General features: G+C 73.1%; 11 protein-coding genes. 6 read left to right on the top strand and 5 right to left on the bottom strand.

The annotated features are described in order from the left end of the window. The first annotated feature begins 74 nt into the window (after nucleotides 1-74). From AFM16_RS36090 to AFM16_RS36080, 3 genes are all read left to right on the top strand, one after another. Nucleotides 75-743, top strand: a complete 669-nt coding sequence (locus AFM16_RS36090) for a type III effector protein (protein ID WP_078636499.1) — start codon at nucleotides 75-77, stop codon at nucleotides 741-743. Between the two features lie 83 nt (nucleotides 744-826). Further along, nucleotides 827-1,459: a DUF1345 domain-containing protein gene (locus AFM16_RS36085; protein ID WP_078636498.1), complete on the top strand. Its 633-nt coding sequence runs from the start codon at nucleotides 827-829 to the stop codon at nucleotides 1,457-1,459. Nucleotides 1,460-1,484: 25 nt separating this feature from the next. After that, a complete protein-coding gene (locus AFM16_RS36080) occupies nucleotides 1,485-1,967 on the top strand; it encodes a GreA/GreB family elongation factor (RefSeq protein WP_078636497.1) in 483 nt (160 codons plus the stop codon). A gap of 11 nt (nucleotides 1,968-1,978) precedes the next feature. On the opposite strand, the gene AFM16_RS36075 is transcribed toward AFM16_RS36080, so the two are convergent. Next, the gene (locus AFM16_RS36075) at nucleotides 1,979-2,158 is read right to left on the bottom strand and encodes a hypothetical protein (protein WP_030782424.1); all 180 of its coding nucleotides are present in this window, start codon (nucleotides 2,156-2,158) and stop codon (nucleotides 1,979-1,981) included. A 116-nt stretch (nucleotides 2,159-2,274) separates the two neighbouring features. Here AFM16_RS36075 and AFM16_RS36070 point away from each other — a divergent pair, with 116 nt between their 5' ends. Further along, a complete protein-coding gene (locus AFM16_RS36070; RefSeq protein ID WP_078636496.1) occupies nucleotides 2,275-3,291 on the top strand; it encodes a cation diffusion facilitator family transporter in 1,017 nt (338 codons plus the stop codon). A 7-nt stretch (nucleotides 3,292-3,298) separates the two neighbouring features. Here the strand turns inward: AFM16_RS36070 and AFM16_RS36065 are convergent, their stop codons facing one another. The 4 genes from AFM16_RS36065 to AFM16_RS36050 form a co-directional block, all read right to left on the bottom strand. Then, nucleotides 3,299-8,209: a DNA repair ATPase gene (locus tag AFM16_RS36065; protein WP_078636495.1), complete on the bottom strand. Its 4,911-nt coding sequence runs from the start codon at nucleotides 8,207-8,209 to the stop codon at nucleotides 3,299-3,301. A gap of 77 nt (nucleotides 8,210-8,286) precedes the next feature. Next, on the bottom strand, nucleotides 8,287-10,359 hold the full coding sequence (locus AFM16_RS36060) for a flotillin family protein (protein WP_078636494.1): 2,073 nt from the start codon (nucleotides 10,357-10,359) through the stop codon (nucleotides 8,287-8,289). A 262-nt stretch (nucleotides 10,360-10,621) separates the two neighbouring features. Continuing rightward, nucleotides 10,622-11,257 carry a hypothetical protein gene (locus AFM16_RS36055; protein ID WP_078636493.1) on the bottom strand — a complete coding sequence of 212 codons (636 nt, stop codon included), beginning with the start codon at nucleotides 11,255-11,257 and terminating at the stop codon, nucleotides 10,622-10,624. A 243-nt stretch (nucleotides 11,258-11,500) separates the two neighbouring features. After that, nucleotides 11,501-13,459, bottom strand: a complete 1,959-nt coding sequence (locus tag AFM16_RS36050; protein ID WP_078636492.1) for an ATP-binding protein — start codon at nucleotides 13,457-13,459, stop codon at nucleotides 11,501-11,503. 200 nt (nucleotides 13,460-13,659) lie between these two features. On the opposite strand from AFM16_RS36050, the gene AFM16_RS36045 reads away from it, so the two are divergent. Together AFM16_RS36045 and AFM16_RS36040 are read left to right on the top strand one after the other, a co-directional pair. Next, nucleotides 13,660-14,331 (top strand): uracil-DNA glycosylase, encoded by a 672-nt coding sequence (locus tag AFM16_RS36045; protein WP_078636491.1) that lies wholly within the window; start codon nucleotides 13,660-13,662, stop codon nucleotides 14,329-14,331. Between the two features lie 57 nt (nucleotides 14,332-14,388). Next, the gene (locus AFM16_RS36040) at nucleotides 14,389-14,751 is read left to right on the top strand and encodes a zinc ribbon domain-containing protein YjdM (protein ID WP_078636490.1); all 363 of its coding nucleotides are present in this window, start codon (nucleotides 14,389-14,391) and stop codon (nucleotides 14,749-14,751) included. The last annotated feature ends 148 nt before the right edge of the window (nucleotides 14,752-14,899 follow it).

The raw sequence follows: 14,899 nt of genomic DNA, 5'->3' as shown, positions 1-14,899 counted from the left end.
TAACATGTCATCGAAACGATGACAAGTTCAGTGTCATCGAAAGGGTGACAAGACATCTCGGAGGATCCGTATCCATGGACGACAGGCCCACCCCCACCTCCTTCCTCGCCGCCGCCGCAGCGCTCGACTCGATCAACGAGACCCTGCACACCGCCCGGACCCCGCGGCACGGCGAGCCGCCCGAGCCCGTCCCGACCAGCGCCGAGCAGGCCCTCGCCGCGCTGCTCCTGCTGCGCGAGGTGCGCGACCAGCTCGCCGCCTGGGAGCCGGGACTGATCGAGGAGGCCCGTGCCGCGGGCGCCAACTGGGCCGATCTCGCCCACCCGCTCGGGGTCTCCAGCCGCCAGGCCGCCGAACGCCGCTATCTGCGCGTACGCCCGGGAGGCCCCGGGACGACGGGCGAGGAGAGGGTGCGGGCGACCCGTGACCGCAGGGCCGCCGACCGCACGGTCACGGCCTGGGCCCGTGACAACGCGGCGGACCTCCGTCAGCTCGCCGGCCGGATCACCGCGCTCACCGACCTCCCGGCCTCCGCCCGCACCTCGCTCGCCGCGCTCACCACGGCCCTCGCCGACAACGACGCGGCCGCCCTCGTCAGCCCCCTGACGGCCACGCACGCGTACCTGACCTCCGGGCACTCCGACCTCGCGGCCCGCGTGGACGACGTCGCCCGGCACACCGACCGGCTCCGCCGGGACAGCGGCGACCAGCGGCGCGGCCCCCGCAGACCGGCGGGTTCCTGAGCGGGAACCGTGGGCGGAGCCCCCGGGCGGGCGCGTCCGCCGTGCCGGGCCGATCGGCGGCATCCGGATTATCGTGGTGGTTCATGAGCACCTGGTTGCCGGTCGGTGCCGTGCCCCGTCTCGCCGGTTCGGTGGTCCTCGGGGCCGCGGTCGGCGTGGCCGTCGGGCTGACGACCGACGCGCCGCTGGGCGCCCTGGCCGCGATCGCCGCGATGGAGCTGTTCTTCGTCCTGGCGGGCTGGGTGGTGCTGTGGCCGATGGACGCGGCCGCCACCCATCGCAACGCCCGCCGCGAGGACTTCGAGCCGGTCGTCGAGGAACTCGTGGTGGTCGGGGTGGCCCTGTGCGGCCTGGTCGCGATCGTGCTGCTGCTCCTGCACGGCGACACCTCCGACACCCGGCACGCGGCGACCGCCCTGTGCGGGGTCTTCACGGCCTGGGCCGCCCTGCACCTGATGTACGCGACGCGCTACGCCTACGTGTACTACGAGGACTCGGGCGGCGGCATCGACTTCAACTCGGACAGCCCGCCCGCGTACCGGGACTTCTTCTACTTCAGCTACAACCTCGGCATGACGTACCAGGTGTCCGACACGAACGTCTCCAGCACCACGATCCGCTCGATCGTGCTGCGGCACTGTCTGATGTCCTACGTCTTCGGCACCGGCATCCTCGCGACCGCCATCAACCTGGTCGTGGGAATCGTCAGCAGTTGAGATCAGCCGTCACAAGGGAGAACGCATGTCCAGCGAACCCGCGCCGATCAGCAGCGCCGCCCGTGACGCCCTCGAACGGGAACTCGCGGATCTCCACCGGGAACGCGGCGCGGTCGCGGCCACGCTCAAGGACTCCGACATGCAGGTCGGCGACGAGGCCGACGCGGCGGACGAGCTTCAGCGGGCCGACGATCTGACCCGTCTGGACGACCGTATCTCCGAGATCACCACCCGGCTCGAGCAGGCCGACGTGGCGGGGCCGCCGCCCACCGACGTGGTCGGCGTGGGCAGCACCGTGGCCGTGCGGTTCGCCGACGGCACGGTGGAGACCTTCCAGATCGGCGAGACGGCCACGGACGCCGATCCGACGCTCGTCACCGCGGACAGCCCGCTCGGGCGCGCCCTCCTCGGTCACCACGTGGGCGACACGGTGAGCTACGACGCACCCGACGGACCGGCGTCCGCGGTGGTGGTGTCTCTGGGCGAGCCACGGGACTCCCGTGACTGATCGGGACTCCTTCACTCCTCGTATTCGGCTTCCTCGTCCGACGAGGGACCGACCGGCAGTCCGGCCTCCAGACGGTCCTGCCGGGTCCGCTCGGCGAGTTCGTCCTGGTCGGGTCGCCGTGGCATGCCCCTGCCGTGACCGGTGCCCGGGTCGCCTTCGACGGCTCGATTGGACTTGTGGTGGTGCGCCATCCGGAGTCTCCTCCCATGGGTGCCCACGCAGCGGCGAGCACGCGTATGACTCTGCCAGGATATTTCCACTTTGCCCCTCACGTCTCTCCCGCCCGGACGGAAGCCGCTGATCGCCGATGCACCCGCGCCACGGAAGAGAACCCGAAGAACGGCGGCCGGACACGCGCACCGGCCCGGTGCTGGACGCCCGGGTGGGTGCCTCGGGCGGTCCCGGAGCGGGCGGGTCCGCCTTCACCGTCGTCGTGGCGACCGCCGCCAACTTCGGTGTCGCCCTCGCCAAGGCCGTCGCCGGCGTCATCAGCGGTTCCAGCGCGATGCTGGCCGAGGCCGGGCACTCGGTCGCCGACACCTGCACCGAACTGCTGCTCCTCGTCTCCCTCAAGCGCAGCAAGAAGCCCGCCGACGAGGACCATCCGCTGGGGCACGCGCCCGAGCGCTACATCTGGGCGCTCCTCGCCTCCGTCGCCACCTTCGTCGGCGGCGGTGTGTTCGCCCTGTACGACGGCATCCACTCCCTGACCCACGGCGAGACCCCGGGCGATCCGCTGGTCTCCTACATCGTGCTCGCCGCCGCCTTCGTCCTGGAGGGGCTCTCGCTGCGCACCGGGCTCAAGCAGGCGTCCGGCCGCGCGGGGTACTTCAAGGTCCCGCTGCTGCGCTATCTGCGTCACACGCCCGACACCGCCGTCAAGGCGGTCGTCATGGAGGACACGGCCGCGCTCGTCGGCCTGGTGCTGGCCGCGCTGGGGCTGCTCGGCGGGCAGCTCACCGGGTCCGGGGTGTGGGACGGCATCGCCTCGATCCTCATCGGGCTGCTGCTCGTCCTCGTCGCGGTGATCCTGGGCCGCGCCAACACCGAACTCCTCGTCGGCCGCGCCCTGCCCGCGTCCGCGCGGGACGCGGTGCGCCGGGAGCTGCTGACGATCCGGCACATCGAGGACGTCATGGAACTGACGACCCTGGTGCAGGGCCCCGGAGAGATCCTGGTCGCCGCGAAGGTCGACTTCCGCGACCTCTCCAGCGCCGCCGAGATCGAGTGGGCCTGCGAGGAGGCGGAAACCCGGCTCCGCGCACTGTTCCCGGACATCCGGCGCGTCTACCTGGACCCGACCCCGCCCCGCCGCGACGGCTGAGCCACCTCTACTCCTGAGCGGAGTGACGCGGACCGGCGGCCGCCCGGCTGATCGCCGACTCGACCGCCGCCATCCGGTCCGCGAGCAGGCCGAGCGCCGCGATCGCGCGCGAGAGCTGGTCGTCCTCGGGTCCGCCGAGCGCCGCGGTGCGGACGTGGGCGGCCTTCACGTCGTTCCAGCGGGCCGCCTGTTCCGGGGTGAGCGTGCCCCGCAGTTCGGCGAGCTTGAGCAGGTTCGCCTCGGTGCCGGTGGTGAGGACCTGGGCCTCGGCCGCGTAGTGGTCGTCGATCAGCGCGGCCAGCTCGGTGTCGTTCATGACCGGCCGGATCCGCTGCACGATCTTGTTCATGTTGCGGTACGACCCCTGGAGCTGGAAGGGCGGTTCCGTGCGGGCGTCGTCGGACCGGGCCGCCGAGGCGATGTAGGCGGCGTTCACCGCGAGGACCGTCGCGCGGGCGGTGAGGAGGTGGCGCAGTACGGCCAGGATCTGTTCCAGTTCGGCGGTCCCGTAGGGGTGGACGAGCCGGTCGGCGCGGGCCGTGCCGTCGCTCTCGGCGAGCCGGACCAGCAGGTCCAGGTCGGCGCGGTCGCGGCCGGCGAGTGGGGCCAGGACCGGGTGGGCGGTGAGCGCGTTCTCCACGAAGCTGAGCGCGAAGGCGTCCTGCTTGCCGGTCAGGACGTTGCCGAGGTTCCACACGTCGGCCCGGTTGGCGAGCATGTCGGGCACCCGGAAGCGGTTCCCCGACTCGGTGTAGGGGTTGCCGGCCATGCAGACGGCGAAGCGCTTGCCGCGCAGGTCGTAGGTGCGCGGCTCGCCGTCGCGGACGCCCTCGACACGGCGGGTGGCGTCGCACAGCGGGATGAACTTCTGGAGCAGCTCGGGCGACGTGTGCTGGATGTCGTCCAGGTAGAGAAGGGTGTTGTTGCCCGCCTCCAGCGCGAAGTTGATCTTCTCGACCTCCTGGCGGGCCGTCGCGTTCGGGGCCTCGGCCGGGTCGAGGGAGGTGACGGCGTGTCCCAGGGCGGGGCCGTCGACCTTGACCAGGACGAGGCCGAGGCGGTCGGCGACGTACTCCATGAGGGTCGTCTTGCCGTAGCCGGGCGGGGAGATGAGGAGCAGCAGGCCGCCGGTGTCGGTGCGCCGGGACGCGCCGGTGGTGCCGAGCTGCTTGGCGAGGCTGTCGCCGATCAGCGGCAGGTACACCTCGTCGATGAGCCGGTTGCGCACGAACGCGGACATCACGCGCGGCCGAAACTCGTGCAGCCGGAGCCGGGTCCGTTCGGCGGTCACCAGTTCCGCGCGGCGGCGCTGGTAGGAGCGGTGGCCGGGGACGTCGTGGGCGCGGAAGGCGCGGGTGCGGGCGAGGAACTCGTCCACGCGCAGCGGCAGGGTGCCGGCGGTGACGCGGGGGTGGGAGCCGAGCAGCCCTTCGACCGTCGTGGTCAGCGGCGCGTCGGAGGTGTGGCGGGGCAGGCCGGGGCAGAGTTCGGCGGCCACCGCCTCGGCCAGGTCGCCGGGGGTGGTGCCGGCGCCGGTGGACGCGTTGTACGAGGACAGCCACGCCTCCACGAGCTGTCGGCGCGCGTCCAGCCCCTCGAGGGCGGCGAGGTCGTCGTCGTAGGCCGAAGTGCCCACCGTACGGCGGAACTTGTCGAGGAGGTCGCGGCAGCCGCCGCTGATGACGAAGCCGTCGGGGCCGCCGGTCAGCTCGTCGAACAGGTAGTCGGCGGCCGCGTCGGCGCGCTCTCCGGTGATCGCCCGCGCGAACTCCCGGCGGAGATCGGCGATGGCGGGGGTCAGGCCGAACGTGTCGCGGGCGCGGGCCAGGGAGAGCGCGCGCCGAGTCCAGTCCTGGCGGGACTGTTCGGTGGTGCCGTGGGCCCAGAAGACCTGGGCGGCGGCGCGGGCCGCGGGTTCGTGGCGCAGGGGTCCGGCGGTCCGGTGCAGGCGGAGCAGGGCGGTGAGGATCAGGGTCGCGTCGTGGTCATGGACCCCGCGCTCGTAGCCCTCGTCGTAGGCGGCCTCGGCGGCCCGTCGTACGAGGCCGGGCAGGTCGGCCTCCTCCAGGGCCGGTGCGCCGTGCTCGTCCAGCAGCCGGGCGGCGAGGTGTTCGGCGCGGTAGACCTCCGGCGACTCCGACGGCAGGGTGCGGTCCCAGTACGGGCGGGTGGCGGCGAAGGCGGGGTCGGTGACCGGGGCGCGGTAGTCGGTGCCGGTCAGGGAGAGGACGAGGCCGTCGCCGTGCGGGACGAGGGTGAGGTCGAGGGGCTGGGTGTTGACGGCGAACCGGTGGGCGCCCAGGCGCAGGGTGCGGCCGTCGTCGGCGTAGAGGTCGGTGCGGTCGCGAAGGGAGCGCAGGGCGTTCTGGCGGGCGGCCTTGAGGCGGCCGTCGAGTTCCTCGGCCCTGACGGTGTCGCCGAGCCGGCGCAGTTCGTCGGTGATCGCGCGGAGCTTGGCGACCATGGGGTCGGCGGTGAAGTAGGTGGCGATGTCGTCCGTGTCGGCGAGGGCGGCGCCGCGCCGGGTGATCGTGCGCAGGACGCGGGCGGCCGACTCGGCGAGGCGTTCGGCGCGCCGGGCGCCCGCTTCCACGAGGGTCTGCTTGCGGGTGGAGAACGCCTCGTGGATCTCGTCGCGCCGTTCGGCGAGCCGGCCGAGGAAGTCGTCGAACTCGGCGAACCGGGACTCCAGGTTCTCCACCTGGACGAGGAGACGGGCGAGGTGGTCGTCGCACGCCTCGGGGGTGTCGGCGGCGGCGAGCGCGCCGGTGACGGACTGGCCGAGCAGGGCGAACTCGGCGGCGAACTCGGCGCGTCCCTCTCGGTCCAGCAGGGCTCGGCGGCGGGCGTCGAGGACGGCGCGGGCCCGGTTGACGCCGCCGAGGACCTCGGCGATCCGTTCCAGGACGGCGGTACGGACCGTGGTGTCGCCGATGTCGAGGCCCGCGACGACCTCGGTGACCGTGCCGAGCCCCTCGGCGATCCCGTCGAGCCGGGCGGCGAGCGGCGCGGCCTCGGCGACGGTGCCGATCTCCGCCGCCTCGGCGGCGAGTTGCCCGGTGTCGGACCGGTGGCCGGTGAAGGCGTCCTCGTGGGCGAGGTGGGCGACGGCGCGCTGCCCGAAGGAGGCGAGATCGGCCTCGGCGTCGGCGGCGAGCGCGTCGATACGGGCGAGGTCGATGTACCGCAGGTCCTTGAGGGTGAGCAAGTGGCTGTGGGCGCGCCTGAGTTCGGTGAGGCCGTCGACCCAGTCGGCGGCGCCGCGCGGGGTCTCGCCGCGCAACCGCCGTACGACGGCGGCGACCCGGGCCGTCGCCCGGTCCAGGGCGTCGGCGGCCTGGCGGGTCAGGGCCTGGACGGTCTCGAACTCGGCCAGCACCTGTTCGGCGGTGGCCCGTACCTCGGCCAACGGCTCGTGCAGACAGCCGAGTTCGGGCTCGGTCAGCCAGTGGTGGGAGTCGGCGGTCCGGACGCAGGCCGCGGCCAGGGCCTCGTACACCTCGCTCGTCGGGGTGGTCTCGGTGACCGTGCGGGCGAGGGAGAGGCAGTCGGAGATGCCGCGGACGAGGTCGGCGTTGCCGACCCGGGCCAGCGGGCCCGTGCCGACGGCCCGGGAGGCGGCGTGGGTGGCGGAGACGTAGGGCGAGTTCCAGCGCTGGACGGGGTGCACGCGCTGGGGTTCGTCGGCGCCGCCGCGGAGCACGGTCAGGGTGCCGTCGTCGAAGAGGGCCCAGCCGTCGCAGGACAGCGGGGTGGCGACCTCCTTGCGGATGAGGTTGTAGTGCAGCAGCAGACCGCGGCCCGCCGCGCGGGCGTGGAAGGCGAACAGGACGTCCTCGCCGTTGGGCGAGCGCACCGTCCGCTCGAACTCCAGGGGGTCGTCCTCGCCGCCGGTGACGCCGTCGAACGTCTTGTGCGTCCCGGCCGCCAGGCAGTAGCCGCCGGGGAAGACGATGCCCTGGTCCTCGGGGAGCCTGCGGCAGCCCTGTCCGATGCCGTCGAGGCGGACGACGGACCGGGTGAGCGTGTTGAACACCAGGTGGCGGTCGGTGTCCTCCTTGTAGGGGCGGACCCGGATCAGGACGAGTGCGCCGACGCGCGCGTAGGCGATGTCCGCGTCGGCGAGCGACTGGAGCGGCTCGGCGACGGGCTCGGTGTGGATGCCCTCGCCGGTCTCGGTGTCGTTCTCGGTCTTGACGGTGAGGGAGCCGCCGACGGTGGTGACGAACACCTCGCCCTCGACGGACACATGGGGGTGCCGGCCGAGGACGTGGTCCTCCCGGGTCGTCTCCCGCCAGGTGAAGTCGTGGGCGGGCGGCAGGACATGGTCCCGGTCGCCGCGGGCGTCGAGGAAGGCGACCTGCCCGTCGTCGGAGACCGCCCAGCGCAGGACCCGGATGTCGTCGGCCTTCTCACCGGTCTGGAAGACGGCCAGCAGCTTGCCCTCCACCCGCCGCAGTCGCAGCAGCCGGGCCTGGTGGTAGTAGCGGTGCAGGGCCCTGAACTCCCTTACGAATGAGGGGTCGTTCAGCAGGCCGGGCACGGCGTCGTCGGGCAGCCGGCGCATCTCGCGGTCGTGCAGGGCCAGCACGTCGCCGACCGTGGTCTCCGGCCCCCGGCCGGGGACGGTGTTGTAGCCGAGGAGCAGGACGCCAGCGACGGCGACGACGTCCCGGGGCACACAGGCCGCGTCCGTGTGGAGCCGCTCGGTGCCCGCCAGTTCCAGCCGCAGCGAGCCGAACTCCTCGATCCGCCGGGTGTTCAACTCCTCGGCGCGGCGCGCGAGTTCGGCGGCCTGCGCGGTGAGCCGGTCGCGCAGCACCTCGTACGTGCCGGTGTCCAGGCCGTACATGCCGGTGTCCGGGCCGTGGCTACGGGTGTCCGGGCCGTGCGTACCGGTGTCCGGGCCGATGGTCATGGGTTCCCTCTCAGAACGTCAGAGAAATGCGGTCCGGAGCCGCCGACCCCCGTACGGCGGGTCCGGACCGCGGCCTGTCAGACCTCGGCGCTGCCCTTGGCGCGGCCGTTCCCGGCGCTGCCGTTCAGGGCGGCGAGGGAGGTGTCGGCGATCCCCAGTTCACCGGCCCTGCCGAGCAGTTGCTCCAGGGCGTGGGAGTCGGCGCCGCCGGTCTTCATCAGCTTCATCAGCAGCGCGGACACGGTGAGGTTCTGCACGTCCGCCGTGGAGACCGGGCCGAGGACGCGGCCGAGGTCCTCGGTGAAGTCCGAGGTGCCGTCCAGCCACGGCCGGCCGAGGGCCTGCGCCGTCTGCGAGTGCTGCACGAACCCGTCGATGCCCCGGCCGAGCGAGATCGAGGAGACGAGGCGGTCGAGGAAGACGGACTCCCCGCCGACGATGTTGATGTCGGCGTTCTCCAGACCGGTGGCGAGCACCGTGGCCTGCGCCTCGGCGACCTGCCGCTGCACGTCCAGTCCGGCGAGCCGGATCTCCTTCTCGGCGGCGAGCCGCAGCCGGTACTCCTCGTGCCCGCGGGACGCCTCGTCGAGCGCGGCCATCGCGACGGCCTTCTGACTCAGGCCCTCCGCCTCCGCCTTGAGCTTCTCGGAGATGGCGGTGGCCTCGGCCAGCGCCTTGGCGCGGGTGCCCTCGCCCTCGGCGCGCAGCCGGGCCTCGGTCGCCTCCGCCTCGGCACGGCCGACCTTCTCGATGACCTCGGCCTCCTTGTCGCGGACCTGGACGGCCGCGAGCCCCTCGGCGGCGGTCTCGGCCTGGATGCCCTCCGCGAGCCGCAGCTTGGCCTGCGCGTCGAGGTCGGCGCTCTTCAACCGGGCCTCGGCGAGGGTGAGTTCCTCGGCGGCACGGTGCACCGCGGCCTGCTCTCCGGCCTCGGCGGCCTTGATGTCCTTGACCAGTTTCTCCTGCGCCTCCGCCTCGGCGGCGATGATCACGGCCTGCCGCTGCCGCTCCGCCTCCTCGACCGAGCGCAGCCGCTTGATGGCCTCCTCCTGCTCGGCGACCGTACGGTCCACGGCGATCCGCTCCCGGATGACCTCGGCGATGTCCCGCTTCTCCGCCTCGACCTCCTTCTCGGCGGCGATCCGGGTCAACTGGGTCTCCCGCTCCCGCGCGATGGCCTCCAGCATCCGGTCCTTCTCGATGCGCTCGTTCTCCACGGCGATGACCCGCTCGCGGTTCTTCTGCGCGACGGCGACCTCACGGGCCTGGTTCTCGCGCTGGACGCCGAGCTGCTCCTCCGTCTTCAGGAAGGCGCCCTGCGCGCGCAGCCGCTCCTCCTCCACCACCCGTGCCGTCTCGGCCTCCTCGCGGGCCCGCACGGTCTCGATCTCGCGCCGCTGCTTGATCTCCGCGTCCGCCTGACGGCGCTCCAGCTCCAGGATCGCCTCCCGCGCGTCGACGTTCTGCCGGGTGATCTCCTTCTCCTCGGTGCGCTGCGCCTCGTTGGTGCGGACGTGCTCGACGGCCGTCAGCTCGGTGATCTTGCGGATGCCCTGGGCGTCGAGGACGTTGGCCGGGTCGAGCTGGGTCAGCGGCGTCTGCTCCAGATAGTCGATCGCCGCGTCCTCCAGGTGGTAGCCGTTCAGATCGACGCCGATGACCTCGATGATCCGGTACCGCAGTTCCTCGCGCTTGGTGTAGAGGTCGGTGAAGTCCAGTTGCTTGCCGACGGTCTTCAGCGCCTCGGAGAACTTCGCGTGGAACAGCTCCTGAAGTGTCCGCTGGTCGCTGGCGCGGGCGGTGCCGACGGCCTGGGCGACCCGGATGACGTCCTCGACGGTCTTGTTGACCTTCACGAAGAACGAGATCCGGATGTCGGCGCGGATGTTGTCCTGGCAGATCAGCCCTTCCTTGCCGGCCCGGGTGATCTCGATGGTCTTCACCGAGATGTCCATCACCTCGGCCTTGTGCAGCACGGGCAGCACGACCTGGCCGGTGAAGGTCACATCGACCTTGCGCGTCTTGGAGACGATCAGCGCCTTGCCCTGTTCGACCTTGCGGAACAGCCGGGAGACGACGAACAGCACGGCGGTGGCGATGAGGAGGCACACGACGACAAGCACGCCGAGGCCCATGGTCATGGAATCCATGGGAAGTCCTTCACGTCTGGGTGGAGTTGACGCCTCGCGCGGCGAGGCGGAGCGGCCCGCGTCGGATGCGGGCGGCGGGACGTCGGTCAGGGTCGGTCGCCCGGTGCGGTCACCCGGGGCGGCCGGTCGCGCCGTGCGGTCGCGGGGCACGGTGGTTCGGGCCACCGGCCGGATCGCGGGCGGGCGGGCTGTTGTGGAGCGGCTTTCGGGCGACGGTCGAGCGGTGATCGGGCCACCGCGTCCGCGCGCGGCCGCCGGCGGTTCAGGCCGCCCGGTCGGACCGTCGCCGGACGGCGGTCCGGTCGCAGACGGGGGCCTGGCCAGGGGCCGGAGCCCCGCCGCGCACCACGGTCCGATCGCGGGCGGTCGTCCGGCCCCGGGCAGCGGTCCGGCTGCGGGCAGTGGCCAGATCGCGGGCACCCGTCGGGCCGTGGTCGGCCGTCGGGCCATTGCCGGGGCGACTGCCGGGGTCGTACGGCGTCCCGTCCGCGGGGTCCCGTCGGCGCGGCCCGGTGCGGGCGGACCGGGCAGACCGGGCGGACCGCAGCCCGGCCAGTGTGACCACGCACCACCAGGTCGTGGTCAGGGCGAGGAGGGCGGACAGGGCGAGCAGCGCGACCCGGGCCGCGGCCTCGGCCGAACCGGTCAGCCGGAGCCGGTCCAGCAGGACCGACCCGGTGAGTCCGAGGAACCAGGCGTGTGCGATCACGGCGGAGGCCAGGACGGCGACCGGCACCCCGCGCGACGACCGGGCCAGGCCCGGGGCGTCGGCGTCGAAGTCACGGGCGCCGGCCAGGCCCAGCAGGACCAGCAGCCAGAAGCCGAGGGCGACGACCAGGGCCGAGGTCCAGATCACGTCGGGAAACCGCACGGCGGCGTCGATGACTGCCTGCCTCACGTCCTCACCCCCGACTCGCTCAGTCCTCGCGCCCCGGTGCCCTCCCCGTTGCCGGGGCCGGGCACCGGGACAGCTCCCCGTGTTCCGCCCCTCCATCTTGAACTGCCCATGCCGGACGGCGCATTGCCGAACCCCGGCAAAGTTGACACCGCCTTCGTGCCGGGTGACGGCAACCGCGGATCACATCCCGGTCTCCGCGCTTCACGTCCCGGTCTCCGCGCTTCACGTCCCGGTCTCCGCGCTTCACGTCCCGATCTCCGCGACCAGTGCGCACAGGGCCGCGTGTCCGTGCGGTGCCGGGAGGTCGCGGTCCACCGCGCCGAGGGCGCGCAGGGCCCGGGTGCGGGCGCGGACACCGCGGCCGCTGCGGTGGTCCAGGAGCGCCTGGACGTAGCGGGCGGTGAGGGTGGCCCAGGCGTCGCCGCGGACGCCGGGGCCGGCCAGGGCACGGTGGGCGCTGCGGCGGGCGGCGCCGGGTGCGAAGGAGGCTTCGGCGAGGGCCTGGGCGGCCAGACTCACCGCCGCCGAGGGGCCGTTGGGGGTGTGCGGCGGGATGAGGGCGGCGGCCTGCGCGAACTGCTCGGCGGCGGTCCGGGCGTCCCCCTCGCGCAGGGCGATCACCCCGTGGACGTGGGCGATGTGGCCGAGGGTGGCGTCGTCGCCGGCCAGTACGGCGCCCGGCCAGGCCCGGCCCAGCAGCACCCGGGCGGTCCGGGGGTCGTGTTCGGCGCTGAGCCAGGCCGCAAGCCACCGCCCGGGGGCCGTGGCCGCGCTGTCCGCCGGGCACAGGGGAAGGAGCCGGGTGAGCAGGTCGAGGCCCTCGCGGGCGTGGCCGTGGACGACCCACCAGAACCACAGGCCGGTCACCGTCTCCAGAGCCGTCTCCGCGTGGACCGCGCGGTGGACGGCCACCCGCAGAAGGGCCGTGACCTCCTCCTGCTCCTCGTGCACCAGACGGACGGCCTGCGACTCGCAGCCGGAGGTCCACAGATGCTGTGCGACGGCCGTCAACTGCCGGCAGCGGGACGCGCGACGCTCCAACGCCGCCTCCAACTCACCTGCCTCGCGCAGCCGTTCATGCCCGAAGTCCTGGGCGGCACGCGTCATCCGGTAGCGGGGCGGGCGGGGTCCTCCCGGTTCCCGTACCGGCTCCAGGACGTGGATGGCGGCCAGCCGGGCCAGCAGCGAGGGCACCGCGTGCGGTGCGACGGTGCCGCCGGCGCACAGGAACACGGCGGTCGACTCGTCGAAGGCCCCGGCCAGCGCGCTGGCCCTGCCCCACACGATGCGGGCCTCGCGTTCGGACAGCGCGTAGCTGGTGCCGACGGTGTCGCGCAGCGAGCGATGGCGGCGCAGCAGGGGCCGTTCGCTGCGCAGCCAGCACTGGTGGCGTTCCAGTACGTCCGCGAGTTCGGCCACCGGCTGACGTGCCACCTGTTCGGCGGCCAGCTCGATGGCGTGCGGAACGCCTTCCAGGGAACGGCAGATGGCCTCGACCGCCCGCACGCCCTCCGCGCCGGGGCGGAACCCCTCCACCACCGCGCGTGCCCGCCGGAGGAACAACTCCACGGCCGCGGCATGGCCGTTGCCGTCCTCCGGGGCGCTGGTGGTCAACGGCGGTACCACCAGGACCTGTTCCTCACCGAGGCCGAGCGCGCGCCGCGAGGTCACCAGGACCCGCAGTCCGGGCACGGCCACCAGCAGCCGCTGCACGAGCCCCATGCATTCGTGCTGGACGGGATCGACGTCGTCGAGGAACAGCAGCCCGCCCACGGGCGGCAGCAGGCGCGCCAGTCCTGCGGTGCCCGCCTCGCCGGGGCGGGGGCGTCTGCCGGTCAGCGCCCGGTGCACGGCCGCGGCCAGCGCACCCGGCGCGTCCGGTCCGTCGTACGCGTCCGAAGTCCCGGCGGCGCCCGGTCCGTTCCCCGGCCCATGGAACAGCCCGTTGCCCGGGCCGTTCGCGAACTCGTTGTCCTGCCAGCGGACATGGACCACGCGGCGCCACGGGCCGTTCGCCCGCCGGGCGGCCGTGGCGGCCAGGCGGCTCTTGCCCACGCCCGCCCGGCCGGTGACCGTCACCAGATGGTGTCCCGCGAGCAGGTCCCACAGCGCGGCCGACTCCGTCTCCCGGCCGACCAGTCCCCCGACCGGCTCACCGCCGTACGCCGGCGCCACCGGCGCGCCGGCGACACACTTCCACACGTTCGCACCCTTCCCCGAGATTCGGACACCCGTTGGGGTGGCGCCGCGGCCCGGGGTAGGCGACCCGAGTGCAGAACCGTCACTGCAACGGCGTCACACCATCCCCAACGCGTCACTCTCGGCAAGGTCGCGCTCTTCTTCGCCGGATCACACCCGACGGGGGATGCCTCGAACACCTGAATGGGTGGCACACTGCGCGCATGTCGTCCCGTGATCCCTTCCGTTCCCCGGCGCCCCGCGCCCTGCGTGACCCCGAAGCCCTGACCGCCCGGCTGGGCGCGGTGCGGACCGAGCCGAGGGTGCGTCCCCTCAACGACTGGGTGGAGAAGCTGCGCGTCCGGCTCGGCGACGGCGAGTCCGTGCCGTGGTTCGACCCCGCGTCCGGTGGTGTCGCGGCCCGCAGTCTGTTCCTCCTGGAGGCCCCGGGGCGCAAGTCCATGGGCGCGGAGGCCGAGTTGCGCCGCACCGGCAGCGGCATCATCTCCGTCGACAACGACGACCCGACGGCCCAGAACTGCTGGACCCTGCGCGCCGAGACCGGGCTCGACTACCGGGAGTCCGTGCACTGGAACGTCGTGCCGTGGTACCTGGGCACGGCGGACCGCATCGCCGCGCCGGGGCGCTCGGAGATACAGCGCGCGGCGCCCTTCCTCCACGAGGTGATCGGCATGCTGCCCGCGCTGGAGGTGGTCGTCGCCATGGGCCGCAAGGCGCAGGCCGGCTGGGCGGTCTACCGGGAGAGGTACGCGCCCGAGGTGCACACCCTGGAGACCTGGCACCCCAGCCCCCGCGTCTTCGCCTCCCGGCCCACGGCCCGCGCGGAGATCACGGACGTCCTGCGCGAGGCGGCCCGCCTGCTGGAACGCGGGTGACGGGGACCGGACGGCCGGACCGGACGGCGGGGCCCGTGTGACGGCTACGCTGGCGGGATGATCGAGAACCTTCCCCCCTGTCCGAAGTGCTCCTGCGAGTACACGTACGAGATGAACGCCCTCGTGGTCTGCCCGGAGTGCGGCCACGAATGGGTGCCCGCCGAGACCGGCGCGGACGCCGAGGCCGCCGGTCCCGCCGAGCGCGTCGTGAAGGACGCCGTCGGCAATGTCCTGCGGGACGGCGATTCCGTGGTCGTCGTCAAGGCGCTCAAGGTCAAGGGCAGCCCCTCCGGGATCAAGGCCGGCACCAAGGTGCGCGGGATCCGCCTCGTCGACGGCGTGGACGGACACGACATCGACTGCAAGGTCGACGGGTTCGGGGCGATGCAGCTCAAGTCGAGCGTGGTCAAGAAGGCCTGACGCGCCCCGCGCGCGGGTTTCCCTGGGGGCAGCAGCATGCAGAGTTGCTTATTTTCGCAATTGCTTAGATGCTGTGATGGCTGTGTCCGTAGGTAGCCGCGGGCACAGCCTCGCGCCTTGCCCTGACGCAGGGCGCGAGCACTCACCA

This window comes from Streptomyces antibioticus (assembly GCF_002019855.1).
Taxonomy (GTDB): domain Bacteria; phylum Actinomycetota; class Actinomycetes; order Streptomycetales; family Streptomycetaceae; genus Streptomyces; species Streptomyces antibioticus_B.
The sequence above is the reverse complement of the archived record's forward strand: the minus strand, read 5'-3'. Positions and strand labels throughout refer to the sequence as shown.